Annotated in this window: 29 protein-coding genes and 1 pseudogene; 16 read left to right on the plus strand and 14 right to left on the minus strand. The window is 32.9% G+C overall.

The genetic code is table 11. The features are described 5' to 3' along the window. The first annotated feature begins 16 nt into the window (after window positions 1-16). Complete coding sequence (locus tag K5781_RS06080; RefSeq protein ID WP_297441816.1) at window positions 17-1,810, plus strand: cation:proton antiporter; 1,794 nt, start codon at window positions 17-19, stop codon at window positions 1,808-1,810. 23 nt (window positions 1,811-1,833) lie between these two features. On the opposite strand, the gene K5781_RS06085 is transcribed toward K5781_RS06080, so the two are convergent. Both K5781_RS06085 and K5781_RS06090 read right to left on the minus strand, forming a co-directional pair. After that, window positions 1,834-3,048, minus strand: a complete 1,215-nt coding sequence (locus K5781_RS06085) for a cation:proton antiporter (protein ID WP_297441818.1) — start codon at window positions 3,046-3,048, stop codon at window positions 1,834-1,836. A gap of 180 nt (window positions 3,049-3,228) precedes the next feature. Beyond that, the gene (locus K5781_RS06090; protein ID WP_297441820.1) at window positions 3,229-3,363 is read right to left on the minus strand and encodes a hypothetical protein; all 135 of its coding nucleotides are present in this window, start codon (window positions 3,361-3,363) and stop codon (window positions 3,229-3,231) included. 147 nt (window positions 3,364-3,510) lie between these two features. On the opposite strand from K5781_RS06090, the gene K5781_RS06095 reads away from it, so the two are divergent. Further along, window positions 3,511-4,830, plus strand: a complete 1,320-nt coding sequence (locus K5781_RS06095; RefSeq protein WP_297441822.1) for a dicarboxylate/amino acid:cation symporter — start codon at window positions 3,511-3,513, stop codon at window positions 4,828-4,830. A 92-nt stretch (window positions 4,831-4,922) separates the two neighbouring features. Continuing rightward, complete coding sequence (locus tag K5781_RS06100) at window positions 4,923-5,771, plus strand: CBS domain-containing protein (protein ID WP_297441824.1); 849 nt, start codon at window positions 4,923-4,925, stop codon at window positions 5,769-5,771. A 40-nt stretch (window positions 5,772-5,811) separates the two neighbouring features. Here the strand turns inward: K5781_RS06100 and K5781_RS06105 are convergent, their stop codons facing one another. Then, window positions 5,812-6,282 (minus strand): universal stress protein, encoded by a 471-nt coding sequence (locus tag K5781_RS06105; RefSeq protein ID WP_297441825.1) that lies wholly within the window; start codon window positions 6,280-6,282, stop codon window positions 5,812-5,814. A 32-nt stretch (window positions 6,283-6,314) separates the two neighbouring features. Beyond that, on the minus strand, window positions 6,315-6,452 hold the full coding sequence (locus K5781_RS06110; protein WP_297441827.1) for a hypothetical protein: 138 nt from the start codon (window positions 6,450-6,452) through the stop codon (window positions 6,315-6,317). Window positions 6,453-7,089: 637 nt separating this feature from the next. Between K5781_RS06110 and K5781_RS06115 the strand changes: the two genes are divergently transcribed. Further along, window positions 7,090-8,670 (plus strand): ATP-binding protein, encoded by a 1,581-nt coding sequence (locus K5781_RS06115; RefSeq protein WP_297441829.1) that lies wholly within the window; start codon window positions 7,090-7,092, stop codon window positions 8,668-8,670. 39 nt (window positions 8,671-8,709) lie between these two features. Further along, complete coding sequence (locus K5781_RS06120; protein ID WP_297441831.1) at window positions 8,710-9,072, plus strand: response regulator; 363 nt, start codon at window positions 8,710-8,712, stop codon at window positions 9,070-9,072. Window positions 9,073-9,074: 2 nt separating this feature from the next. Here K5781_RS06120 and K5781_RS06125 read toward each other — a convergent pair whose 3' ends face one another. Then, window positions 9,075-9,926, minus strand: coding sequence for a hypothetical protein (locus K5781_RS06125; RefSeq protein ID WP_297441833.1), 852 nt, complete (start codon window positions 9,924-9,926; stop codon window positions 9,075-9,077). A gap of 64 nt (window positions 9,927-9,990) precedes the next feature. Between K5781_RS06125 and K5781_RS06130 the strand changes: the two genes are divergently transcribed. After that, window positions 9,991-10,143 carry a hypothetical protein gene (locus K5781_RS06130; protein ID WP_297441835.1) on the plus strand — a complete coding sequence of 51 codons (153 nt, stop codon included), beginning with the start codon at window positions 9,991-9,993 and terminating at the stop codon, window positions 10,141-10,143. Between the two features lie 287 nt (window positions 10,144-10,430). After that, window positions 10,431-10,910 (plus strand): hypothetical protein, encoded by a 480-nt coding sequence (locus K5781_RS06135; protein WP_297441837.1) that lies wholly within the window; start codon window positions 10,431-10,433, stop codon window positions 10,908-10,910. Window positions 10,911-10,962: 52 nt separating this feature from the next. On the opposite strand, the gene K5781_RS06140 is transcribed toward K5781_RS06135, so the two are convergent. Beyond that, window positions 10,963-12,540 carry a thrombospondin type 3 repeat-containing protein gene (locus K5781_RS06140; protein WP_297441839.1) on the minus strand — a complete coding sequence of 526 codons (1,578 nt, stop codon included), beginning with the start codon at window positions 12,538-12,540 and terminating at the stop codon, window positions 10,963-10,965. 356 nt (window positions 12,541-12,896) lie between these two features. Between K5781_RS06140 and K5781_RS06145 the strand changes: the two genes are divergently transcribed. Next, window positions 12,897-14,312, plus strand: coding sequence for a hypothetical protein (locus K5781_RS06145; RefSeq protein ID WP_297441841.1), 1,416 nt, complete (start codon window positions 12,897-12,899; stop codon window positions 14,310-14,312). On the opposite strand, the gene K5781_RS06150 is transcribed toward K5781_RS06145, so the two are convergent. The 3 genes and pseudogenes from K5781_RS06150 to K5781_RS06160 form a co-directional block, all read right to left on the minus strand. Further along, complete coding sequence (locus K5781_RS06150) at window positions 14,309-15,295, minus strand: inorganic phosphate transporter (protein ID WP_297441842.1); 987 nt, start codon at window positions 15,293-15,295, stop codon at window positions 14,309-14,311. The two genes, K5781_RS06145 and K5781_RS06150, sit on opposite strands and share 4 nt — an antisense overlap. Window positions 15,296-15,304: 9 nt before the next feature. Next, window positions 15,305-15,934: a DUF47 family protein gene (locus K5781_RS06155; protein ID WP_297441844.1), complete on the minus strand. Its 630-nt coding sequence runs from the start codon at window positions 15,932-15,934 to the stop codon at window positions 15,305-15,307. A 98-nt stretch (window positions 15,935-16,032) separates the two neighbouring features. After that, window positions 16,033-16,140, minus strand: a pseudogene (locus K5781_RS06160) (universal stress protein); the annotation flags it as partial. A gap of 107 nt (window positions 16,141-16,247) precedes the next feature. Here K5781_RS06160 and K5781_RS06165 point away from each other — a divergent pair. From K5781_RS06165 to K5781_RS06175, 3 genes are all read left to right on the plus strand, one after another. After that, window positions 16,248-17,084, plus strand: a complete 837-nt coding sequence (locus tag K5781_RS06165) for a hypothetical protein (protein WP_297441846.1) — start codon at window positions 16,248-16,250, stop codon at window positions 17,082-17,084. A gap of 664 nt (window positions 17,085-17,748) precedes the next feature. Next, on the plus strand, window positions 17,749-18,792 hold the full coding sequence (locus K5781_RS06170; RefSeq protein WP_297441848.1) for a class I SAM-dependent methyltransferase: 1,044 nt from the start codon (window positions 17,749-17,751) through the stop codon (window positions 18,790-18,792). Beyond that, a complete protein-coding gene (locus K5781_RS06175) occupies window positions 18,789-19,169 on the plus strand; it encodes a ketosteroid isomerase (RefSeq protein ID WP_297441850.1) in 381 nt (126 codons plus the stop codon). The genes K5781_RS06170 and K5781_RS06175 overlap by 4 nt, the downstream gene beginning before the upstream one ends. Here the strand turns inward: K5781_RS06175 and K5781_RS06180 are convergent. Continuing rightward, on the minus strand, window positions 19,166-19,825 hold the full coding sequence (locus K5781_RS06180) for a hypothetical protein (RefSeq protein ID WP_297441852.1): 660 nt from the start codon (window positions 19,823-19,825) through the stop codon (window positions 19,166-19,168). The two genes, K5781_RS06175 and K5781_RS06180, sit on opposite strands and share 4 nt — an antisense overlap. A 90-nt stretch (window positions 19,826-19,915) precedes the next feature. On the opposite strand from K5781_RS06180, the gene K5781_RS06185 reads away from it, so the two are divergent. From K5781_RS06185 to K5781_RS06200, 4 genes are all read left to right on the plus strand, one after another. Next, on the plus strand, window positions 19,916-20,485 hold the full coding sequence (locus K5781_RS06185; protein WP_297441854.1) for an OsmC family protein: 570 nt from the start codon (window positions 19,916-19,918) through the stop codon (window positions 20,483-20,485). A 12-nt stretch (window positions 20,486-20,497) separates the two neighbouring features. Further along, window positions 20,498-20,626: a hypothetical protein gene (locus K5781_RS06190; RefSeq protein ID WP_297441856.1), complete on the plus strand. Its 129-nt coding sequence runs from the start codon at window positions 20,498-20,500 to the stop codon at window positions 20,624-20,626. Further along, window positions 20,623-20,949, plus strand: coding sequence for a winged helix-turn-helix domain-containing protein (locus tag K5781_RS06195; RefSeq protein ID WP_297441858.1), 327 nt, complete (start codon window positions 20,623-20,625; stop codon window positions 20,947-20,949). Before K5781_RS06190 ends, K5781_RS06195 begins: the two co-directional genes overlap by 4 nt. A gap of 80 nt (window positions 20,950-21,029) precedes the next feature. Next, window positions 21,030-22,307, plus strand: a complete 1,278-nt coding sequence (locus tag K5781_RS06200; RefSeq protein ID WP_297441859.1) for a plastocyanin/azurin family copper-binding protein — start codon at window positions 21,030-21,032, stop codon at window positions 22,305-22,307. Between the two features lie 164 nt (window positions 22,308-22,471). Here the strand turns inward: K5781_RS06200 and K5781_RS06205 are convergent, their stop codons facing one another. Further along, window positions 22,472-22,648: a hypothetical protein gene (locus K5781_RS06205; protein ID WP_297441860.1), complete on the minus strand. Its 177-nt coding sequence runs from the start codon at window positions 22,646-22,648 to the stop codon at window positions 22,472-22,474. Between the two features lie 44 nt (window positions 22,649-22,692). After that, entirely contained in the window at window positions 22,693-22,905 is a 213-nt protein-coding gene (locus K5781_RS06210) for a hypothetical protein (protein ID WP_297441861.1), read from the minus strand. A gap of 92 nt (window positions 22,906-22,997) precedes the next feature. Here K5781_RS06210 and K5781_RS06215 point away from each other — a divergent pair, with 92 nt between their 5' ends. Continuing rightward, on the plus strand, window positions 22,998-23,378 hold the full coding sequence (locus tag K5781_RS06215) for a hypothetical protein (RefSeq protein ID WP_297441862.1): 381 nt from the start codon (window positions 22,998-23,000) through the stop codon (window positions 23,376-23,378). A 315-nt stretch (window positions 23,379-23,693) separates the two neighbouring features. On the opposite strand, the gene K5781_RS06220 is transcribed toward K5781_RS06215, so the two are convergent. Together K5781_RS06220 and K5781_RS06225 are read right to left on the minus strand one after the other, a co-directional pair. Further along, window positions 23,694-23,828 (minus strand): hypothetical protein, encoded by a 135-nt coding sequence (locus K5781_RS06220; RefSeq protein ID WP_297441863.1) that lies wholly within the window; start codon window positions 23,826-23,828, stop codon window positions 23,694-23,696. A 113-nt stretch (window positions 23,829-23,941) separates the two neighbouring features. Continuing rightward, complete coding sequence (locus K5781_RS06225; RefSeq protein WP_297441864.1) at window positions 23,942-24,127, minus strand: hypothetical protein; 186 nt, start codon at window positions 24,125-24,127, stop codon at window positions 23,942-23,944. Between the last annotated feature and the right edge of the window lie 740 nt (window positions 24,128-24,867).

Genomic DNA, 24,867 nt, shown 5'->3' on the forward strand with positions numbered 1-24,867 from the left:
CAAAAGAACATAGATTATGACAGCTGGAGTAACTGATTTTCTTGCATTGTTAGCATTGTTGTTAGGCGGTGGAATGATTGGCGCAGGAATAATGAAAAAAATAAAATTTCCAACTATTATTGGATTTATTTTAATTGGAATGATTGCAGGACCATATGGTTTAGGTGTTGTTGAAGATGTTGAACTTATCAATCTTTTAGCAGAACTTGGAATTATTATTTTATTATTTGTAGTTGGATTGGAATTTAGTTTACAGAAATTACGTAAAGCAGGAATTAAAGCAATCATTGTGGGAATGTCTGAATTGTCAATAATGTTTTTTTTGGCGTACATTGGAGCTTTTTCTTTTGGTTGGTCTCATTTGGAAGCTCTTTATCTTGCAGGAATATTGTCAATAAGCAGCACTGCAATTTCTTTGAGAATAATGAGAGACCTCAAATTAGTTAAGACAAAAGAATTTGATACAATAATTACTATTTTAATCGTAGAAGATCTTGCAGCTGTATTACTTTTAGTAATTTTAGGAAATGCATCTGCAGGTGCAGAACTTGATTTTACCGGAGTTGGAATTTTAGTATTACAAAGTTTAACTTTCTTTGTAATAGCGCTGGGATTAGGAATAAAACTAATTCCGAAACTTTTAGAAAAAATCCATGACTTGGATATTCCTGAAGGGCCATTTATCACCGCACTCGCATTGGGATTTGGTTTAGCAGTACTGGCACATTTTCTTGGTCAGAGTTCTGCAATTGGGGCATTTATCATGGGGATGATCATTGCATCCTCAAAACATTCAGAACATATTATTCAAAAAGTGCTACCTCTAAGAGACTTTTTCGGAGTAATTTTCTTTGTATCTATTGGAATGTTGGTAAACATTATGGCCATTCCAGAAGTTGCATTGATCTCTATACCTATCATAATACTTGGCGTAATTGGAAAGTTTGTAGGAAACTTTTTCGGATCTTCAATTGGTGGGCATGATGTAACAGGCGCATCTACAATAGGCTCTGTAATGGTGCCTCGTGGAGAATTCTCATTCATCATGGCAAAACAGGCAGTAGATAGTGGTGCTGTAAGAGACATGTTGTATCCAGTTACAATGCTTGTAACTCTGGCAACTATGCTATGTATGCCATTGTTGTTGAAGATTTTCCCCACACTTGCAAATCCTCGTAGCTTGATACCTATGAAATTATTTAATCCAATTTTCATCACAGGCAGATTTTTCAATAAACTATTAGATACATCTGAGGATGACAATCAATTCAATAAACTACTCAGATCAAACGGTCCAAAGTTTTTTGTAAATCTGATGATTGTTATTGCAATCTTGGCAATCATTGATTACTTTAATGATGATATTGTTACTACCATCAATCAATTAGGAATTCCTTTAGCAATTGAACCTGAATTACTACTAACAATTGTAAGTGTTTTGTTAATCATTTATCCAATTATTGCAATGCTTGGAAAAATTGAAAAATTTGTTACTAGTTTGTCTGATATTTTATCTACAAAATTAATACCTGCTGACACAAAACAACTAGAGGAAAAACCACTGCATAGATTGTTACGTGATATTTTCTTTATAGGATTAATTTTGATATTGATTGCTGTTATTCAACCATATATTGGCGATATTGAATATTTACCATTTTTACCATTTCTTATTTCTGGAATTGGTCTTGCAGTAGCAATATTGTTAATTGCTGACGCTGTATTTGTATTTCAAAAATTATCTCATGGACACATTATGGAAAGTCTAATGAAAGATGACGAAACTCATGATTTAGATAAAGATGTTTGATTTATTTCATTAATTTTTTGAATCTATTTGGATTCTGTTCTAAATGAGTTTCTTAACAAAATTGGTGCAATGAAAATAGTTGCCAATATTACAAAGATTATCGTAGAATAAATTTCATCAGAAAGTATTTGGAATGCTAATCCAATTCCTGCAACAATAAATGCAACTTCTCCTCTGGCAATCATTCCATACCCAATCAAAAAACCACTTTTCTTATTTTTGAGCAAAATTGAGGCTGGAATTCCACATCCAAGAACCTTTGAAAACACTGCTATTCCTAAAATCACTGAAAATAAAACCCAGTTAATAGAAGATATTTGTGAAATATCTACATGCGCACCAATTACAGCAAAAAATAATGGAGCCACAATCGTCTTTAATCTTCCAACAAACTCACGCACTTGAATAGCTAATTTGGAACCAGCTAATCCCATACCTGCAGCAAATGCCCCTACAATAGGATTTAATCCAAGACTAGATGCAATTGCAGCCAAACCAAATGCAGAGCCTAATGCAATACCTTGTCTTGTTCCTCTAGCTTCTAGTGTTGTTGGATGTGTTTTTGAAACCAAATGAACTATTTTGGGTAACAGGTATACTGCTCCTAACAAAATTAAAATCCAATATCCTATCTCTGTAACTGTCATTATTACAACTGACTCTAATGTTGGAATTGTTTTCAAAACAACTATGGAAATTACTGCTGAAAGAATTGCAAGACCTAATACGTCATCTAATACTGCTGCATTTACCAGAATGTTTCCTTCTTGTGTTTTTTCTTTTCCAAGTTCTTCTAAAATTACAACAGAAACTGCTATACTTGTTGCACTGATTGCAGCACCTATTAGTATCGCAACAGTCCAATCAAATCCCATCCAAAGTACAATAAAATATCCTGCAACAAGTGGAACCATAACACCAAACACTCCAACTATTGCAGCTTTTGGACCTGCTTTAATTAGATCATGAAATGTAAAGTGTAATCCTGCAGAAAACAAAATAATGATTCCAGATATCTGCCATAATCCCATCATTACCTCATTTAGTTCTACAATAGGTCTTTCAAAAATTGGAATTATCCCACCCAATGCGGTTGGACCTAGAATCATTCCTGCAAAGACAAATCCTATAATTTCTGGGATTTTAAAATGAGAACATAATCTTCCCAAAAGTAATGCTGGTAAGACTAGAAATAAAATTCCAATAATTGTTGGTACTACATCAAATTCTGCAACCATTCATTAGTCACCAATAATTTTCTAATAAAACTCTGATTCTTATTTGCAGAGGTGAAATTTGATGTTGTGCCTAATTTACTTCCTTTCTCTTCTATTTTTTCCTAGATTTTAGTTCAAAAATATATAAAATCTATATAATTACACTCGTTTTACTCTAGAATTCTATTAGTCTATGTATATTCAAATATCTTCATGTCTCTCAATTTTCTTAACAAACGTAATTGGTTTTTCATTATCATCATTCTGTAAATTCTCTTCGTGATGTAATGCATCTTCAATATCGTCTATGATCTCTTTTTTTCTTTTAGAATTCATCTGTAATCCCTCTCTATATTGTTCTTAATAGATATCAATTTCATTTCTAGAGTAACATTGTTCTTAAAATAAATCACATTTGATATTCATTGTTGAGAATTACATGATTTTGTAATAAATAAGACTGAGAAATCATATTATCATAGCATGGTCATAAAATCTTTCAAATTCACCACTCCTCAAATCACATATCTCATCAAGAAAAAATTATGGGCTCAGGTGATTATTGCATTGTTTTTAGGTTTAGCATTAGGAATAGTTTTGGGACCTGAAGTTGGGATATTTGAAAAAGAAACTGCAGAAATAATCACTGATTGGTTATCTATCCCTGCAAATCTATTTCTAAAAATTATTCAAATGATAATTGTACCATTAATTTTTGCCTCCATCATTAGAGGTCTAACATCATCAGGTAGTATGGAACAACTCCAAAAATTAGGTCTAGGAGCTGCATTATACTTTGTTGCAACAACTGCAATTGCACTTACTATTGGAATTCTTGTTGTAACGATGATTGCACCTGGAGATTTTATTGATAGCTCTTTGATAAGAGAAAGTTTTGATATTGAATCTACTGAACCAATTGAACAATCTGAATTATCAATAAATGATATTCCAAGTAGTATATTGGGAGTAATTCCTAGTAATCCTTTAGCATCATTCATGTCCGGTGAAATGCTAAGCATCATTGTATTTGCATTAATTGTTGGCGTCTCAATGATTACTTTACCAAAGGAAAGCTCAAAACCCATTCTTGATTTGTTAGAATCTGTACAAAAAATCACCATGAAAGTTGTATCATGGGCAATGCGTTTAGCTCCTTTTGCTGCTTTTGGTCTTATGGCAGGTATTACATCCAAACTAGGTCTATCTGCACTAACTGGTCTTGGTGCATATATGGGAACTGTGATAATAGGTCTTTTTGCAATGTTGTTAATTTACATCATTATTATCAAAATTTTTGCAAAGAGACCAATACGTTCTACGTTGGCTATGATGAAAGATGCACAACTTTTAGCATTTTCCACTTCTAGTTCAGCTGCAGTAATGCCTGTATCAATTAAAACTGCCGAGGAAAAACTAAAAGTCAAACCCAAAGTTTCCCAATTTATCATTCCTTTAGGAGCGACTATTAACATGGATGGTACTGCTCTTTATCAAATCGTAGCAGTATTTTTCTTGGCACAACTTTTCAGTATTGATTTAGGATTTACTACTATTCTTTTGATTTCATTAACTGCACTTGCAGCATCAATTGGTGCACCTTCAGCACCTGGAACTGGTATTGTAATTTTATCTACCATACTCATTGCCGCAGGAATACCTCCAGTTGCAGTGGTATTACTTTTAGGCGTAGATAGAGTTCTTGATATGACTAGAACAATGGTAAATGTTACAGGAGATCTTACTGCCTGTCTGTTCTTTGACAAGAGAACCAGTGTAAGTGAACCGATTAAAGAAAAGTAGATTTTTGTTGAGAACTTGAAAACTTCCTCTAATCAATTTTCATCTGTGGTAATTGTCTTGTGTTTTTTATAACTAATTGAGTTGATGAAATCATGAAACATGCCTTAGATTATAAAAATTCACCAAGAACAATAAAATTTGAATCTAATCTTGCTGAAGTTTTAAAAAAAATTATTGATGAAAAAAAGAGTAGGCTTTTAGTTACAGAAAATGATAAAATCACAGGTATTGTAACTGAAAAAGATTTGGGTGTCTTTCTTCTAACAAATGATACTGAAAAAAAATTAGATGAGATTCCGTTATCTACAATTATGAAAAAAATAATTTCTGTTGATGAACACACTAGTATGATAGAATGTGCTGAAATAATGCTTACAAAATCTATTGGTTCTTTAGTAGTAAAATCTGGAGATGATGTTGTTGGAATATTAACAAAAACCGATCTTGTGAGGTATTATACTAAAACACATTCTGGTGAGAAAATTGTTGGAGAATACATGTCTCCTTATTATGCATGGCAATATTCTGACACTCCTCTATACAAAGTAGTTTTGAAAATGATTGATGAAAAGATCTCTCGAGTAATACTGCGAAATCATGATGAAATACCTGTAGGGATCATAACCTTTCGAGATTTATTCGCATTGGCATTAAAACAAGGAAACTATGAAGATGTCCTTGACAATACGGATCCAATAATATCTGTAATATTTCCCAGAAAGGGATTCATTTCAGAATCTGGATTTGGTGGAAGTGTAAAGGCTGATGATGTTATGAGTAAAGATATTGTTTCTGTGAATTATGATGATGATCTGGCAAAAACTGGAAAAATACTATTGGAGAAAAACATCAATGGGGCAGGAGTATTATCTAGACATGGAAATATTGTTGGAATCATTAGTAAAACTGACATCGTTAAAGCTGTGGCATTTTTAAAATAAATTTCAATTCTTCTTTTTCTTTTTTTGATATTCAAATTTACTATTTGATATTTTCAATATCAATTAATGTTACAGGACATGTAACATTTTCTACTATTTTTCTAGATACACTTCCAAGAGACAATAATTTCTTCATTCCTTTTAATTTTCTTCTCTTTGACATGACTATAAGATCCACATTTTCTTTCTCTACTATATCCAAAATATGTTCTGCTGCATTTCCAATTACTACTTTAACTTCTGAAGTAATTCCTTTTTCTTTACATTGATGAGATATTTTTTCCATCTTTTTATCCATGTCTTTTCTAATTGATTCATTTGCCTCATCAATACTTTTGAATAGGTCTTCTCGTTCGGATGATGATAATGCAAATGATGGTGGATATTGCATTTCTTCTACAACATGTAAAATTATAATTTTTGAAGATTCATTTGCAGCATAAATTGCATGCTTTAACGATTCATCTCCTTCTGGAGTGCCTCCATGCGGTACTAGAATTGTCTTATACATAATTTGACATTGATTATTATGTAAATAAACTATTAGACTTCTCCAATATCTATGGATTCAAAACTTGTTCCCTTGCATTGAGGACATTCTGAAATGATTGTCACTCTAGTTTTTTTTGAGAATACATTTCCACATGTTTTGCACACCCTTAGTTCTTCTAACAATACCATATCTTCTAAGATAAATTTTCAAATAATTTAATGTATTTAGGAAAATCATCTTTGAAAACAGGATTTGAAATCAAATTCCCAACATTCTGCAAAGTGAATTATGTGAAGGCAGACCCACTTTAGAAAACGAGACAAACTACAATGAATAGCAGCTGTCTTATCACTAATTCACTTGTATGTTGTACTCTATTCAAATTATTAAGATCCTTGCTAGTTGATATGATCCTAAATCAAGTCAACTAGCTTGTTCTTTATCTCTTAGAATAATGTAGTGTAATTGTTAAAAATGAAGTACAATTGTAGAGAATGCAAGTTCAAATGGGAAGGAAGTACTGATTCATTTTATGCTGTATTGGAACATGAAAAAACCCATCAAAATTTGACAAAATAATTAGATAGAATGTTTCACATTGGATAGTAGAATGAAGTTGTGTGTGCCGGGGGCGAGTTTTGTGAAATTAGTTTGATGCCGTCTCTCCTTTGAGCATGAATTTGATGATTTTTACCCTGATTTTTGGTAATTATGAGAACACTTTATGAATCCCAATCCGATAAAACAGTTTGATTCTGATTGCTGTCTCAAAAGAACAAAAAATTCACGTGGTATGCAATAACAGCTGGAGTGATAATTTTACTGATGGCTATCACTATTGAAATTTACAGTATAGAGGAAGAAAATATCAAAACTACCATTATAAAAAACCAAATTACAATCCAAGAAATTATCACAAAGTCTATTTCTAAGAATATTACATCTGAATTAGAATTAATTGTATTTGAGCTATCTTTACTTGCAGAATATGATGAGTTACAACATGATCTTGGTACAGAAGAATCAAATCAATTGATAGCTCAAACGTTTAGTCGATTAAACTCCATATCTCCCACTGCACAAATCCTCGCATTAGATGAGAATTTTGTAGTTCTTTCTCAGGCAAGCAAAAACCATGACTCTTTTGTTGGAGCAACTGTCAAAGGATTATCAGAACTGATTGATTCAGAAAATGATGGAATAAAATCTGAACCAAAAATCCTGTCAATTGATACGTCTCTGTTTGACGAACCTGAAATTGCAATAACGTTTCCAGTAATTGATAAACAAACAAACATCTCCAAGGGATTGCTACTTGTAACCTTCCCGTCTAGTGAATTTTTCAAAAGACATGGAAATATCTATGATGTAGAATCACAATTTCTAATGGTGATGGATGAAAACAATGTGTTACTCATTCATCCTAATATGGAAAATGTGGGGAAAAACTTCTTTGAAGATGAAATCCAACAAAACATCAATCACAATTCGCTCTTAAATGAGCACATTTTACATGTTTTAGAAGGTAATTTATCAACTATAATTTTTACATTAGATGATAACATTGGTGAGAGGATAAATTCTGCAATACCTGTTACTGTAAATGGAAAACATGAGTTTATGTTTGGAGTAGTCACACCTACCCAGTCAATCAATCAAGAGATTGATGAAATAATCTTTTTCACAAAAATTCAGACTGTTTTCTTGCTGTTATCTACAATTACTGTCTTGTTGATCTTTTTGTTAAAACGTACACAGAACTTTAAAAAAGAAAAGCTTACTGTTATCGGGCAGCTCTCATCTAACATTGCTCATGATATACGCAATCCATTGGGAACAATAAAAAATGCAGGAGTTATAATCGGAAAAGAAAATGACTCCGAAAATGAAATTATCTCAAGAGAACTAAACCGCATTAACCTATCTGTACGACGCATTTCACACCAAATTGAAGAGGTGTTAAACTATGTCAGAACAACACCTTTGATATTAAAACCCCATTCAGTAAACCAAACTCTTCAGGAGGCAATAGATGCATTAGACGTGCCATCAAATATCAAAATTAACATTCCTAAAAATGATGTAACCATAAAGTTTGATCATGAAAAGATGCTAATAGTGTTTGTAAACATAATTCTAAATGCAATACAATCAATTGGCAAAGATGATGGGACTGTTGCAATTATCTTAACTGAGACCTCCTCTTATGTAACAATAATATTTGAAAATTCTGGTCCAAACATTCCTAGAAAAGATTTGAAGCATATTTTTGATACGTTGTTTACTACCAAGCTGGAGGGTACAGGACTTGGCCTTTCTAGCTGTAAAAACATTGTAGAACAACATAAAGGAACAATACAGGCATCTACAGATCCCGTGATATTTTCAGTTAGGTTGCCAAAATGAATATTCCATTATTTACCAGTCCAAAATTGAGGAGAAAAGATGTCAAATCCTAGAATTTTGTTAGTTGATGATGACACTCAGTTTTTGGAGGCTACAGAATACATGCTAAAATATGAAAATTATGAGGTAATTACTGCCAAAAACGGGGAGGAAGCCATCAAAAAATACAAAGAATCTAGTCCAGATATTGTTTTGATGGACTTGAAGATGCCCATAATGAACGGATATGATGCATTTTTTAGAATCAAAAGAGATGATCCTGATGCAAAAATTGTCTTTACATCTTCATATGCTATCAACAATGAGGAATTTGCAAAGGCAGAGGATTCAGGTTTGTTTGGTTTGCTTACAAAGCCCTTTGATCTTAATGAATTAAACGACATTATTGATTCCAAAAGTTGATTCTATTTTCCTATCTCTGATTTTTTTAAAACATTGTATCTTTCATAATAATATTTTTTTGATTCTCTAAAAAAAACCAGAAACCATTTTTTCAACTCTGCATCTTCTTCAAATATTTTATTTAAACTGTATATCTTGCTTTTCTCTTTTTGAATCGGCTGATATAGCAAATTGATATAAAACCAATATGATATCTGTTCTGCAAGTTTTTCTTCTGAAATGTTTTCAAAATTTCTTTGATATTTTATGTGCACATATGACATTAATTCATAAAATGGAATTCCTTGTTGGACTTGAATTTGAGGATTGTCTGCAAGTAATCCGTTTGCCAACAATTTGATTCCGTATATCTTGTCTCCTATTTTTGATTTGACAGATTCCCACTTGCCAAAAACTTTTGGTAGAACGTTGTGGTATTTTTCTGCAATTTTATCCATCTCTTTTTTATCTAGGTCTAACACATCAATGCAATACAAAATACCGTACAGTGATAGTCTGTACTTGTCAGCTACTCCTGTCTTGAAACTCTTCCCGTCTTTTACTGCCAACCCTAAATCTAAAATTCCATCTGAATGTCTTCCTTTTTCTTTTCTGCCAATTAACAGTCTTCTGTAAATTTTTTCACGTTCGCGCAGTTTGGATGTGTCGTTTGGTATGGATATCTTTGCCAAATCCCAAGTCGTCATCGGTTCATTTTTACTCATTATTTTTAGCAGACTCTGAACATTTTGTTGGTGCTTGCTTAATGCTGATTTCTTTTTTTCTGGTGAACCATAATGTGCATGTGCATTGGGGCGGAGATACAGTTTGTAATTTTGTAAATTTCCATATGTCACATCATTTTCTAAAGGCATACCGATATACGGTATCTCTTGTTATATATAACTCAGGCACAATAATTCCATGAAGCAGCAAATCATGCACAACTGGCAACACTCGCCTTCTGAAATTCAGGTTGCAAGCAACCCTGTAAAAGCAGTGCAAAAACACTTGCAACAAACAAAACAAGTTACATTCTCTGTTGAGGATCTAATGGGTCTATCTTGGGTTTTGTTTGAGGAGAGAAATTAAAATGCCTGTACAATCCTTGTCCCCTAATAATCAGATTGTATGTGACATGATGATTTGTCGTAGACAACTGCACCGACTAGCCAATAATGAGGAGATGATTAGATGAATCCTTTGGACAACAGATTTTTCCCCAGAGGAGGATTTTCATCTTCACAATGGAACTGCAAAAAAACAAATGATGACAATCTGATGCATACCTCTTGTAAGAGTCATCTATACTGTGATGATTTCAAAAAGCATCAAAACAAGTCAAAAAGTCATCTGAGATTTGAGTGTGGTTTGTCAGCATGAGTGTAATTTCTGCTTCTAACCCCTTGAGAACTTGTAACTCTGGATACGCAAAAAGTTTAGCAACATTGTGTTTTTTTGGAATGATGTTGAGCATGTCTGTTTTTTTGTTTGACGTGCCAGTGTTTGCAGAGACATCTCAAACTACAACATTGAAATTGGATGATGAGTTAAGTCTTGAAAAAACTGTAACTGTCATGAGTATTCCTGAAGACAATACCCTGCCATGGGGCGCAGTCAAAGGCAAAGTCAATGATCCTGCTCAAGGATATCCTGTGATTATCCAATTCTTCAAATCAGTAGAAGACGATCCTATTCATGTTGCACAGGTAAATTTGAGAGGTGATGACTCTTTTGAATACAAGTTTCGAGTGTTGTCAATAGATGAAGGCAATGTAAACCGTTTTTTTGAAGGTGACTATGTTGTAAAAATCTTCAAGGTGGTAAATACACCAAGAGATGATCTAGACCATGTCTAGATTCTCTTCATCTATTTTTTTATATTCTATGTAATTTTTATTTAATTTCTTCTCATAACAATGTGATCATTACCAATCCTGCATCATTTGGAACAAATCTTATCATTGTGATTTTTTCTCCCAAAACATCTCTTTCTATACTAATGTCTTCTGGAAGGTGACCGTCTACTGTCACAATCATTTTTGCAGTAACAAATTCTTGTGGAACATACATTGCAACATACTGTGGTCTGTCAATAGAAAACGAGATGATTCCAGCTTCTGGGATGAATTTAAAGTCCGAAATCTTTGCTGGACTTTGTATGTCGATTACCTTTACAGTACCTTCAATAAACTGAGGTTGAAATTTTTCTCTTGTATCTTCTGTTAGTGGTGTAACCTCATATTTTTCTGAATCTTGAATCTCTAACCTTAATCCTTCAATGCAGTATTTCTGACCTTGATCATCTTCAATCAGTTTGCATGATTTTGAACCATTTTCCATGTCATGGTTAGTGAAAAATGCTAATGTTGTTCCTGTAGACATGTTGCACTCTATAAAATCAATATCGCTTAATTCAGACTCGTTGCAAAGATCAGACATTGTTTCTTCTGTTATACCATTTCTTGTTAACATGTTGTCAGTGTATTGCATCATGACTCCTTTGACACATAATCGGTTTTGATAAAATGACATGTCATGACACATTTCCAATGAAGAAGACAGGTCATCACCAAAATAGTGAACTAATCCATGTCCTAATCCGTGAATGCAGTCTTGATAGTTTGAAGAGCCTATCAATTCATTACAAATTGTTTTGTAGTCTGATGGAAGGGATTGATTTTTTTCTTGTACATCATGAAAATATGCAGCCAATACGCCGTGATAATATCCACCTCTACACATGGTACCATCAATACCAATCAGATTTTCAATTACATTTGGTTTTTCAGTAAATGCAACATGTCCTATCTCATGAGAAACAAAGTGACAATCATCTATCGTGCCAATCTTGGATAGTGCTATTGACAGCTCAAGTGCATCCGTGTTGTTTTCCTCCTGTTCTGCAAGCTTGCCAAAAAACTGAGAGTAGCATACAAGGCGTAGTGTTCCATCATCCATGTCTGCACATGTACGTATATCCTGCAGATATCTAATGGCTAGGGCTTCAGAAGATAACAAAGGAATGGAATCTTCTTCGTCTAAAATTCCATCATTATCATCATCAGGGTCTTGAGATGAACCTATGCCATCAAAGTCAAAATCTGCCCAATCAGCAGGATCTGTATCAAATTGGTCAAGAGAATCTGAAATTCCATCATTATCATCATCAGTATCTTTGTTGTCTCCTATCAAATCAAAGTCAAAATCTGCCCAATCAGTAGGATCTGTGTCAAACAAATCTATATCATCTGAAATTCCATCATTATCATCATCAGTATCACATTCATCCCCTAGTTTGTCAAAGTCAAAATCAGCCTGATCAGAATTTGAATTTGTGGGGCAATTATCGATGGAATCTATGACTCCGTCTTTGTCTGAATCTGCAAAAGATATGATTTCAGACCATGCTAAAAATGAAATTCCCATACTGATGATCAGTAAACCTAACAGTAGTTTGATTTTTTTATTAACTAAAAATGCAGTCAACTAGAGTCCTACCCATCAACATAGATATTTTTGTTTTTAAATTAAAAATTATTTAAATTCAATATGGGTTGATCTTATTTTAAACAAAGTCAATTCACACATATCTTAAATACTTCTGTTTTGTCTCTCCGATATGAAATGTCAATGTACTGATAATTCTGTGTGTATGTTTCATTATATCATCCAAAACCCTAATTCAGTATTACCAAAAAACTGAATTTCATTTAACCCATACAAACCAACTACGCCTGTGAGTCTTATTCTGTTCAAAAATTTATTCCCAAATTAGATTCTGAATAAAAACAAAAGTATCTTTGTGTATCAATGGTTTTATTTGCAGATGGTTTTATCAAAATATGAAACCTTTTCTTATTTTTCTTTTTTTGGTATTATTTACTGGTTTAATTTCTTCTACTGCCTTTGCAAACATAGATTCTCCACGAAAACAAATGGAAAATGGCATAGCTGCAGAAGATGTTGTGTGTAAAAAAGAATTACAATTAATGATTCGAAGTAATGGAACTGCAATATGTGTAAAATTACTCTCTGTAGAAAAATGGATTGACTCAAAAAGGGCAGAAATTGTAGATGTTTCTCTTAGAGATGTAGAAAATGACAAGGAAGAAACATTAGAGGAAGTCCAAATAGATACAGACATTTCCCCTGAAAAAATCATGATACAGTCTGCACGTGATACGTATGTTTTAGGTTCTACAATGGTTTTTACAGGAGAATCTGTGCCAAACACAAGTCTTGAGGTAGAACTAGAAGATTCCAAAGGCAATAAGGTTTACGCCGATATTTTAGAGATTGATGATTCTGGTCTAGTACGTTTTGAGATAAAAACTGATGATTCTTTTACTCAAGGGGCATATTTTTTAATTTTAAAACAAGAAGATGACTCTGAAATAGTGCCTATCCAAATTGGTGAATCGACAGGAGAAATTGCAGCTGTTATTGAACAATTCCACTTTGATTTTGACTCAAAAGCTTCAATTGAAATTTTTGGACCTGTTTCATCAAATATCTCATTAACGGTTTTTGACTTTCGTGATAATGTACGTTTTGAGGATACAATACTGCTTGACAAAACAGGCTATGCTGAATATTTGCTTGATCTTTCAGGCTACAAAAAAGGGAATTATTACTTAGCACTGAACCATGCTTCTGAAGAAACAATTGAGGAGTTTACAGTTGGACTGGGTGTAGGAACTGCACCTATTGAAATCCAAGTAGATGATAATTATTACAAAATTGGTGAAACAGTTCTTCTAATTGGAAAATCCTCAGACAATACACGAATTAGAATAGACTTGATTGATCCTACTGGAGAAGTTATTGATAAAATTGAATATTATACTGATAATGATGGTAAATTCACATATCCATTAGAGCTTTCACTTGGAAAACAAAACGGATTGTGGAGAATTCAGGTTAGCAATGGTGAAAGACTTTCTGAAGTAACCTTTGAGGTGGTAGGAGAAGAAAAAATCCTAACTGTAAAATTAGATAAAGACGAACCATACAGACATGGGGAATTTGTAACCATTTCAGGAACAGGAATAAATTCAGAATCTCAAGCTATAATTCAGATTACGTCTCCTGAAAAAAACTTTGAATTAATTCCAGAGGTTACAAAAGATGGTACTTTTTCTGAAATATGGCAAGTTCCAGAATCTTTGACTCCTGACACTTATACTGTGATAGTTGATGACGGTATCAATAATGCTACGACCAAACTTCAAATCACATACAAAATTGAAATGGATTAAACAAACAAGTGAATCAGATATGTAAAACCAATTCCCATTAATGCCGCACCAGGGATGGTGATGAGCCAAGAAAATACTATCTGTCTGCTGACTTTCCATCTTACGGCACGTTTTCTTCTTGCAGCACCTGAACCCATTATTGTTCCAGTAATTGCATGTGTGGTACTAGCAGGAATACCCAATACTGCAAATATTGCAAGCATTAATCCTCCACCAGTTTCTGCTGCAAATCCCTGATATGGTCGAAGTTTAGTAATTTTTACACCCAAAGTTTTGATTACTTTGTATCCTCCAAAGAAGGTACCCAAACCCATGGCAGTTGCAGCAGCAAAAATTACCCATAATGGCATATCTAGTTCAGGAATCATTCCTGCTGAAAATAGAATTAATACAATAATACCCATGGTCTTTTGTCCGTCATTTGCTCCATGAGTTAAAGCAAACCAAGCTGAAGAGATAATTTGTAATTTACCAAACGTTTTGTTGACAGGTCCTGGCTTGTAATTAGCAAATATTGTAATTATCAAAGTTGTTAACAATAGACCGAAAATAATTCCGCCAATTGGGGCAATTACAATTCCTGCAAATACTTTGGTTAATCCCCCATAAACTAGTTTTTCAAATCCTAACCCTGCAATACCTGCCCCCATTATTCCACCAACTAACGAATGACTGTTTGAAATTGGCAATCCAAAATAAGTACAAAGAGTACTCCATCCTATTGCTCCTGCCAATCCACCCACAATCATGTAAACAGTAATGTCATCAGGACTGACTATTCCTTTTGCAATGGTAGTTGCAACTGCAACCCCGAAAACAAAGGGTCCGATGAAATTCATTGCAGCAGACAAGCCTACAGCATGAATTGGTTTTAGAACACGGGTTCCAATTACAGTTGCAACAGAATTTGCAGAATCATTAAAACCATTTACAAAATCAAAGATTAATGCAACAATGATTGCACCTATTGCTATCTCTATCATTTTGCCATCTCATGTATATTTTAGAACAATATCTTCAATGACATCTGCAACATCAACACATCTGTCTGATGCTGTTTCCATCGTTTCATAGATGTCTTTTAGCTTGATGATTTTGATTGGATCATCGGTTTCAAATAGTTCTTTGATTGCCTCTCTGTACAAATCATCTACCGTGTGTTCAATATCGCTTGTATTTCTACAATGTTCAATCATGTCTCTGGGATTTTTGATACGTTGTAGCTTTGAAACCATGTACTCAACTTCTTTTGTGGCTTTAACCAGTTCATGAGCCATCTCAACAGTATATGGGGGAGGGGTGGTGATTTTATAGCTGTAAACTCTGGCAGCAATTCCATCCATAAAGTCAATCACATCATCAATTTTAGATGCAATTCTTTGCATGTCTTCACGATCTAGTGGAGTGATGAATGTCTTGTTTAACTCAGAAAAAATATCTCGTGTCAAAACATCCGCTTCAGTTTCAAGTTCGTGAATCTTTTTTCCTTGTTCTATATCTGATAGATCTTCAAATAAAACCACCACTGCTTCAGAGGTTTCAACTGCTTTTTTTGCCAAATCATCTAGAATTTTTAATAGTTCTTTTTCATTGGATTTTATCCATGATAACCATTGACCCATGAATTGTTGCAAAAATTATGTAATTAAAGACTAATCTATGGCATCTATGTGTAACTATATAGGTCAGCGATCAAATATAATTTGATTTGAGAACACAACTACAAATTTTCTACGTCTATTAATGTGACAGGACAATTTACATTTTCAACTATTTTTCTCGACACACTTCCTAACGATAGTATCTTTTTTACTCCTTTTAGTTTTCTAGTTAATTTTGGATATTGCATTATTCATGAATATTAAAACAATTAGTAGAACTAATTCTAATTATTTCTACGAATTCCTCTTAAGTAATTTTTAATTTTTATGTTCAATGACAAAACTACTTCCTGCCTTCATTATTACTGCTATAATCACGCTATCTGCATTTACTCCAAATGCTCTTGCTCAGTCTGATTTTAACAAAATTGAAGGCAGTGACATACAAAACAATCCTGTCTTTCGAGACATTCTTGACAAAATAGAATTTTCAAAAAAACAATATCTGAAATCCCAAGAAGAGAAGATTGCACGTGATAAACATCAAAAATTCATTGATGAACAACGTATTGCTGCTCAAGAATCAACAAAACAAGAACTTCAAAGAATGGAAAAAAATTATGAAGAATTTACGCCTAGAAATGCATTTGCAAAATATGTTTCGAGTCTGAATGCAACAAATCATGACATTTTCTGGGATCAATTTGACTATCTACAAACAAAAATATCTTTAGCAAAAGATGCCCGAGATTTAGTTCTTAGTCAGGGAGGCACATATTTTGACGCAATGAAGAAATATGTTGAATTTGCAAAAATGCCAAAAGTTGAAATGCAAAATATCGTCAGAGAACTCAACATAAAACATAACCTTGCACAAAGTGACATACAATCACATTTTGATATTAATGGCAAACTTCCAAGATACGAAAATGATCTTGAAACTCCCTGTTATGGATGTGATGCTAAAATTTCCAAAGTAAAAATTAATTCCGAACAATCAGTTCCAATAAAGAGAACGTCACTTGATTCAAAACCTACACAAATAGATAATCTAAGAGAATCCCTTTCTGAAATTCAAAACAATTTCTTAAAGTCAAAAAATGTCATAGAACAAAAGAAGATGGTATTTGAGATGAATAAAATTGTCAAAACTATTCAGGATCTTAAATGATCTATCTTCATTTTTTATTTTTGTAATTTGATTTACAGTCCAAATATTCTTTTTTTATTCTAGATAAAAAATAAAGACCTCAAGAGACTATTTCTTTTTTGAAGCCTTGGTTGTTTTTTTTGCTGCTGTTTTTTTAATGGTTGTTTTTTTGGCTGTTGCCATGAAACCTGTACAAAACAGTTGGATTTCTATAGGTGAAATTAACAAAATTACACAAAATGAGTACTATCCAGATAACAAATTTTCAAGATCATATTGTGGGGGATAGTGGTGTGATTACTGTAGGAATACCCTGAAATGAAAATTAGGATTCTTGATTTTATCTAGATTGACATGAATAGCTATTTTGATATTGATTTGTCAAAGAATATTCAGATTCAAAATTAACTACTTTTTTACAAATAAAGCAACATGATAAAAAAATTCTTTGAATTTATCTGGGATTTAATATCAGGAAACTGATATTTTTTATTTTTGTAATTTGATTTTAGTCCAAATATTCTCTTTTTCTTCTATATGCCCACCCATTTTGTTTATAAACAAAATTAGATTTTTTAAAATTTTGAGTCAAACTAGTATACTCAATCCATTTGATGGCTCAAAATCTCTTCAATAACAGTTCAATTTTCTAAGATTAATATTTTCAATAACTTTTTCTTCAATTATGTTGGAGAAATCTTTTGATGAAGAACTTGTAGATATTATGAACAAGTCTGCTTTGGCATTAATGATATCAATTGGTCATCGAACAAAACTTTTTGATATTATCTCTGAACTTCCACCATCTACAAGTAATGATATTGCAGCAAAGGCTGGCCTTAATGAAAGGTATGTTCGAGAATGGCTAGGTGCACTAGTCACTGCAAGAATAATTGATTATGATCCTGAACCTAAACTATACTCTATCTCTAAAGAAAAGGCTGACCTTCTTACCCGTAATGGCTCTTTTAATTTTGCAACATCAATGCAATTTATTCCTGTAATGGCAAATGTTGAAGAACAAATCCTTGACTGTTTTAAGAATGGCGGTGGAGTTCCATACGAATCATTTCATAGATTCCATGATGTAATGGCAGAAGATAGTAATCAGACAGTATTGTCTGAATTAATTGATGGAATTTTACCTATTGTTCCAGGATTAACTGATTTGCTTAAACAACAAATCAAAGTACTGGATGTGGGATGTGGAAGTGGAAAAGCAATTAATCTAATGGCAAAAACATTTCCTTCTTCTCATTTTATTGGATATGATTTTTCAAATGAAGCAATTCAAAATGCAAAAAATGAATCTCAAAAACTAGGAATCTCTAATACCTCTTTTGAAAAACAAGATGCAGCAAACTTTGATCATCATGAACAATTTGATTTAATCACTGCTTTTGATGCAATTCATGACCAGGCAGATCCCGAAAAAGTTCTCAAAAATATTCGAAATTCCCTAAAACCTGATGGTGTTTTCTTGATGCAAGACATTGCTGGTTCCTCAAATCTTGAAAATAACATGGCTCATCCTTTTGCACCATTTCTGTATACCATATCTTGTCTTCACTGCATGACTGTTTCTCTATCCCTTGATGGAAAGGGGTTAGGTGCAATGTGGGGAAAAGAACTTGCTACTCAAATGCTAAAAGATGCTGGATTCTCGAGTGTTGAAGTAAAACAACTCCCTCATGATCCGATGAATTATTTCTATGTCGCAAAACCATGACAGACCAAGAATTAATAAAAAATTTCTATATTGCTTTTAAAAATAAAGAGAATGATTTCTCAAAGTTTTGTCATGATGATATAGAATGGATAACAATGGATGGAATGCCAAGTGGTGGAAGATATGTTGGCATAAAATCTATTTTTGAGGAATATTTCCCAAAAATGTTATCTCATTTCAAAGAATTTCATACCATTCCAGAACAATTTCTTGATTTCAAAGATCATGTGATGGTCACTGGAAAATATCGTGGAATATCATTCAAAAACAAAGAATTTGATGTGTCTTTCTCTCATGTATATTTAATCAAACAAAACAAAATAGTTCAATTTAGACAATTTACCGACACAAAAATTATTCGAGATTCTTTGAATTAATTTAAAAATATTTTGTGAATGCTTTCTTTAGTGATGTTAAGTTTGTAAATTTCATCATTTTTTAAAACAAAGATTCTGTCATGCATCAAAAACAACTCAATCATGTCAGTTATGTCTGATTTTGACAAATCACTTGCTTTGTATGGACAAAACATCAATCCTGGTAGTCTTGTCATATCATAAGTTCTTTCTAACTCCATTGCATGGGAAAATGAATGTTCTGCAATATCTGTTATGACAAAATCTACACAACAAAGAGGTTTTTTCTCTGATGATTTTACTATGTTTTGAATTATTTTATTACAATATTTTGAACCATCTTTTCCATGAGGCTTATATGGTTTGATTGTTCCATTAAACCAATCAAGTTTTGAAAGTGTTTTTTCTGTACTGTGTTTTGGTGGAATTGCATATGACCTAAACCATTCAGTTTCATTTGTCATTCTATCAAGAGATTTGAGAAAACTTTCAATTGATTTCTCATCTGAATAAATCAACAAGTCATGAACATGCGGTGTTGGTGCTTTTTTATCAAGCCATTGTTCCACTGCATCTTTTACTATGCTATTTATTGAAACTCCCATCTGCTCTGCTTTTTTTCCAAGCTCTGAATGAGTTGAATTATCAAATCCACGAATTAGAATGTCTTTTGCCAATGTTATCATTGATGATTATAACTATATAAATTATGATATCATGATAGCATTTAGAGTAATGTTAATATAATGATATCATGATATCATTATATGCAAACAGCAAAACTTGAAACAAAAATAGTAAACGGTGTGGACGTCAATCAACTTTTTGATACGATTGAACACATCAAAGAACACAAAGAAATTGCAAAGTTCAATTTCTGTGCAAAAAACAAGTGGATCCGAGGAACTGAAAACCGTACCACTGTAAATGAATATTATGGCGCTTGCAAGACTCACAAAAGAAGCAAACTTCATGTGTTTGTAAAAGACGAACCCGAAATTTTGCTAGGCAATGACAACGGTGCAAATCCTGTTGAATATCTATTAGCAGGGTTAGCCGGCTGTGTTACAACTAGTTTGGTTTGTCATGCAGCAGCTAGAGGAATCAAGATTGATTCAATTGAATCTACACTTGAAGGTGACATTGATCTGCAGGGATTATTACATATTGACAAGTCAGTGAATCCTGGATATCGTGGAATAGATATCAAATTCAAGATAGAGTCTGATGCCTCAGATGAAACGCTGCAAGAGCTAATTGATCTTGCAAAAAATGTCTCCCCTGTAGCCAACACTGTCTCACGACCTACCCCAATTAATGTGAGATTAGAAAAGTAGGTGATGATTTTGGTGAGTGTTTTACAGAAAACTAGTGTTCATACATCAACAAAATATTATGATATGTTTGATGCTATGGAACAATGTCATTTAGTAAAATACGATGATCCAAATTCTATTCTTTTGGGAGCATGCAAATGAACAATATAACTCTGCGTTCAATTCATACAGAGTCTCATCCAGAGACAAAAATAATTTTTTGGTATCTATTTGCAACATCAAAAGGGGCCAAAACACGAATTCGAATCATGAATTTAATACAAAACCAACCCTACAACACTCATCAAATCTCTCAAGAATTGATGATGGATTACAAGGCAATTAAACATCATATGGAAATTTTAGAAAAAAATAACATTATTGGAAAGTTTAACGCTCAATACGGTGCGACATTTTATCTATCTTCTATTTTTGAAAAAAATAAAATCCTCTTTGATGAGATTGTATCAAGGATTTCTGTATAATTTTTTTAAAATACAATTTGGGTATTATTCTGGGATTATTTGGTAAAAACATCTTAAACAATATTGAAGTTTATTTTTCAATGACAAGAACGAAACTTATGGGAATGTCTGTAACAATTCTATCAATATCTTTGATGGCTTTGTTTGTTCAACCTTCAGAAAATGTCTCACAAGAAGTGTTTGCAGAACAAAATTCTATGATACAAGATTCTATACCAATGATAGGGCAGATTCAATCACAAGAAAACATTTCAGTAGAATTCAATGTGCCTGAAATAATTGTAGCAGGGAAATTAGTTCCAATTAACGCAAAAGTTGTTGATTCCAATCTCGATGCAAATCTTTCACATACTGATTGGGCATATGCAATAATTGGTCTTAATGGAGAAATTGTTCATAAAACCACCACACTTCATGGGCATTTTGGAGTAATGAACTTTAAAGATAGTTTTCCTGAAGCTGGAACATATACGATAAAGTATACTGTGTCCTCATCTGGACCTTTCATGCTTGGGTTACCAATACCCGAACTAGGTCAAACAAGAGCAGTAGTATCAGGAGACATATTGAAATTTGAGCAAGACCCAAAGAACAATTTTGGTTCAAGAACCTTTGAATTTTCAGTAGATGTAGTTAATCAAGGAAAAACTATTGCTTTAGCAGGTTCTCAACCTGATACTGAAGTCTTAGTTAAGTTCACTACAAAACCTGAAAGAATTGTTGTAGGACAACCAACTACTATACTCATTGACGTAAATGATGCAAAAACTGGAGAAGATGCAACCCATGTAGATGGCCAGTTGACTATTAGCAGAGGATACTATCATTATCCATCATCTTCTGCAGACCAACCCGATGCACCAATTCCATTACATGGTGCATATCATGGTCACAAAGGTGCAATGGCAACTACACATACATTTTCACAACCCGGAACATACTTGATTACAGCAGATTTGAGTTCCATACCCTACTCAATACCAAATTTTGGTGAATCCTCAACCCTATTTGTAATTCAAGTTCATGAAAATGAGGAGACCTCTCAAATCATGCAAAGCATGAGACCTGTAGAAAATGTAAAAGAAAATGCCGTTGACATTGTAGGATTGGAATCTCCATTTTATGTTCCAAATATGATCAAAGTGACTTCTGGCCAAACTATTACCTTTGATAATGTGGATGGAAATCAACACACTGTCACATCTGTTAAATCTGGAACTACTGAATTTGATGGAAAGTTTGATAGCAGTCTTTTGCAACCTGGAGAAAAGTTTGATCTAACTCTCAATGAGAAAGGAACGTATGACTATTTTTGTGCACTGCATACTAGTATGCAAGGAACAATCATAGTTTCCTAATTTTCTTTTTTTTATTTTTCTGACTATCATAATCTGCAATGCATTTGCTACAAAGATAAGCAGGATCAGTAAGGAGATTGATGCTAGCTTGTAGGTTATCTTTTGATTTACAGCACATGCAAAATTTTTCTTTATTTGCTTTCTTTTTCACTTGTATCGAACAATTACTCATTACTCATATTAGAAGTGTGACTAGGATCATTTCTAACTGCTTCTCTGGCCCTCTTTTCAATATTTACAATAAATGAATCTCTACACCCTTGAGAACAAAATTTTTCTCTATCCCCTTCAAAAGATTTTCCACAATGTACACAAATCATTTCCATTTTTCTATGATTCATCTCACACCTCATAAAAATAGATGGTTTACTCGGATTATCTTCTTTCATGCAGTCATTTGTTTTTGCTGATGTTTGATGGCACTAACAGTATACAATATGTTATCTCCTTCAGGCATTGGGTTTGCACACTGACCACATTCAGGCAATATCACAGTTGCATCATAATCAATTTCTCCTATGGTTTTTCCACAGCTTCTACAACAAACTGATTTTGTATCATAAATATTCATTTTTTCACCTTTTGAATATTCTACCATGATTTTGATATTAAAGGAGGAGAGAAATTGATTTCATTTAGAATCAAGTCAACTTGTTATCTCTTTAATTCCATCATCTCATAATATCACCCATGAACAAAGTAAAACTTGTAGATCAAGAAAAATTCCTAAATAGCATCATGAATGTTTCAGCAAACATACGATATGTCATGATTTATGATTTGAAAGGAAATGTGATTCATAAACGTAAAATGGATGGAGTGACAGATTTGCTAACAGAAGAAGAAAATAAAACTGCTTTAAAGCACACTATAGAGTCTTGGAACTTTAGAAATACAATTTCAGAAAAAATTGGAAATGCAAATTATACACTACAGGTATATGACAACTTGATGAGATGTATTTTTCCATTTGGTGAGGAAATGCTTCTCATAGTTACACTGGATAATGCTGGAGGTCCAAATAATATTATTCATAGGATCCAGACCATCTTGTCAGGGCATTTGAAGTAATATTGCAACCATGAATACAGCTAGATCCTACTATCAAAAAATTTGCTCAGACTGTAAGAGAGTGCATTGCAGAGAAGGATGTAATTGTGATTGTCATTGGGAACCTTAAGATAATTTTGGCAAATAGTTTACTGACTACAAAAACTTGTTATCACGATGCTAAAGTCAAGATGGCAGGATACAAGGATATGTATGAATGCACACGTTGCCACAAATTTATCCACTTATCAAATTAAAAATTTGATAAATAAATTGTAGATTCATCTACTATTTGGGATTAGGTGATATATTTTCCAATCTGACTCTTATTCTCATTCATTCACCGTGAACTCGAAGATCCTTATCAATATCCAAAATTTTCCATTTTTTGCCAAACAAGGTTAGCGTTTCAAATTCTTTCATCTTGTTTACAAGATGTTTTGGCAAATCATCAAAACTATCATATTTCACCAATTTTTTCAGCATTATTTTCCCAGCAGGTAAATCTTATCTCTACTGCTTCAAGGAACTCCTCATCAGGCATTGTGTTTTTTAAACAAATTTCTTTCCAATCTTGCTTGAAATTATGAGACGTTTAAGTGCTGAATTTCCTGATTTACCTGTTCTGATACAGTCTTTTCATTAGATAATGCATCACGATATTTCAAGAATGTTACAGTATCCATTTTAGCTTGGAAAAATAGAAATTCTAATTCTAATCTTTTTAATCGATTCATCTCTGCTAATTCTTCTTCTATTCTTTTTGACATAATTGTATTAGAAAATCATTGCACTTAAGGATGCATATTTTTTTGCATTGTTGATAATCTGTATTAATCCTTGGATTTTGCCATATTACGTCGGTATATATCAGAGATAAACTAGATAAAGTATGTTTAAAAAAATACTTGGAAAATTGAAATTTGGTTCTTACAAAACTAAAGCCACTGACGTAAATTCATTTGCAGAATCTGAGACAAAGAATCCAGAGGATTTAGAAAAGTAATTGACATATCATTGCAAATATTGTAGTTTTACTTGGGATCCAGTGGAAGGTAATATACAAAAATTACTTTTACATGAAAAGACTCACAAAGAGAGAGTTTTAGCATAATGGTAATTTGTAATAAATGCTATAACGAACATCATGATCAATGTATGGGGAAAGCTGGAATGTTTGATTGCGAGTGCAAGTGTTTTAAAAAATGAAATATCAATGCTCTGAATGCGATTTTCATTGGATTGGTACCTCATATACCTTTGATGAGGTACGCGAACACGAAAAAATCCACTTGAAAAAGAATAAACCTAAAACAATTAGGACTAATTTTTCATAAAAAAAGGGGAAATACTATAACATACTTGGTGATGTGTGTCAAATCAACTATACTGTGAAGTATGTCACAAACTAAAATATCCAAGATTTGCCAATCAAAGTAAATGCGAATGCAAGGAATCTATTCTTTAATTTAAAAATCTGACTTAATAGCAATGAAGTGTTACATAATTC

Source organism: Nitrosopumilus sp., from assembly GCF_025699255.1.
Lineage (GTDB): Archaea > Thermoproteota > Nitrososphaeria > Nitrososphaerales > Nitrosopumilaceae > Nitrosopumilus.